This is a genomic window from Salimicrobium salexigens, assembly GCF_900156705.1.
Lineage (GTDB): Bacteria > Bacillota > Bacilli > Bacillales > Halobacillaceae > Salimicrobium > Salimicrobium album.
Genome location: NZ_FTOK01000033.1, coordinates 1 through 1,025, shown reverse-complemented (window position 1 = coordinate 1,025; position 1,025 = coordinate 1). Strand labels below are relative to the sequence as shown.

Genomic DNA, 1,025 nt, shown 5'->3' with positions numbered 1-1,025 from the left:
AAACTCTCCATAAAAGAGATTGATTAGCTCAATCATAATTCGTTCAAAAAATTGACGCATGGCATAAAACATTGTTCAGTTTTCAAAGATCTACTAAAAATCAAATGGTGGAGCCTAGCGGGATCGAACCGCTGACCTCCTGCGTGCAAAGCAGGCGCTCTCCCAGCTGAGCTAAGGCCCCGAAAAAATGGTCGGGAAGACAGGATTCGAACCTGCGACCCCTTGGTCCCAAACCAAGTGCTCTACCAAGCTGAGCTACTTCCCGTATGAGTGGTGCGCCCGAGAGGACTTGAACCCCTAACCTTCTGATCCGTAGTCAGACGCTCTATCCAATTGAGCTACGGGCGCATATGAATATGGTGCCGAGGGCCGGACTCGAACCGGCACGGTGGTAGACCCACCGCAGGATTTTAAGTCCTGTGCGTCTGCCAATTCCGCCACCCCGGCATGGCATTTTGCCGCTATCGCGACCGCACAAATAAATTAAGTAAAGAGCGGAAGACGGGATTCGAACCCGCGACCCCCACCTTGGCAAGGTGGTGTTCTACCGCTGAACTACTTCCGCAGCAAAATGCGGGTGGAGGGACTTGAACCCCCACGTCGTAAGACACTAGATCCTAAATCTAGCGCGTCTGCCAATTCCGCCACACCCGCATATGAACTATGAGCCATGGAGGGCTCGAACCTCCGACCCTCTGATTAAAAGTCAGATGCTCTACCAGCTGAGCTAATGGCTCATAAATATGAAATGGTGCCGGCCAGAGGACTTGAACCCCCAACCTACTGATTACAAATCAGTTGCTCTACCAATTGAGCTAGGCCGGCAAAATGGTGGAGGATGCAGGGCTCGAACCTGCGACCCCTTGCTTGTAAGGCAAGTGCTCTCCCAGCTGAGCTAATCCTCCAGATAAAGTTTGGCAGCGCCCTACTCTTGCGGGGGGTAACCCCGACTACCATCGGCGCGGAAGAACTTAACTTCTGTGTTCGGCATGGGAACAGGTGTGACCTCTTCGCTATTGCCACCA

At 52.5% G+C, this 1,025-nt stretch carries 9 tRNA genes and 1 rRNA gene; all 10 read right to left on the bottom strand.

The features are described from left to right. Positions 1-105: 105 nt before the first annotated feature. Positions 106-181: transfer RNA gene (locus BW931_RS13285), tRNA-Ala, on the bottom strand. A 7-nt stretch (positions 182-188) separates the two neighbouring features. After that, positions 189-265: transfer RNA gene (locus tag BW931_RS13280), tRNA-Pro, on the bottom strand. A gap of 6 nt (positions 266-271) precedes the next feature. Then, positions 272-348, bottom strand: a tRNA-Arg gene (locus BW931_RS13275). 9 nt (positions 349-357) lie between these two features. Beyond that, positions 358-447: transfer RNA gene (locus BW931_RS13270), tRNA-Leu, on the bottom strand. A 46-nt stretch (positions 448-493) separates the two neighbouring features. Then, a tRNA-Gly gene (locus BW931_RS13265) sits at positions 494-565 on the bottom strand. Positions 566-572: 7 nt separating this feature from the next. Beyond that, positions 573-654 (bottom strand) — tRNA-Leu (locus BW931_RS13260). A gap of 10 nt (positions 655-664) precedes the next feature. Continuing rightward, positions 665-737: transfer RNA gene (locus tag BW931_RS13255), tRNA-Lys, on the bottom strand. A gap of 12 nt (positions 738-749) precedes the next feature. After that, positions 750-825 (bottom strand) — tRNA-Thr (locus BW931_RS13250). 4 nt (positions 826-829) lie between these two features. Beyond that, positions 830-905, bottom strand: a tRNA-Val gene (locus BW931_RS13245). A 7-nt stretch (positions 906-912) separates the two neighbouring features. Further along, a 5S ribosomal RNA gene (rrf, locus tag BW931_RS13240) occupies positions 913-1,025 on the bottom strand.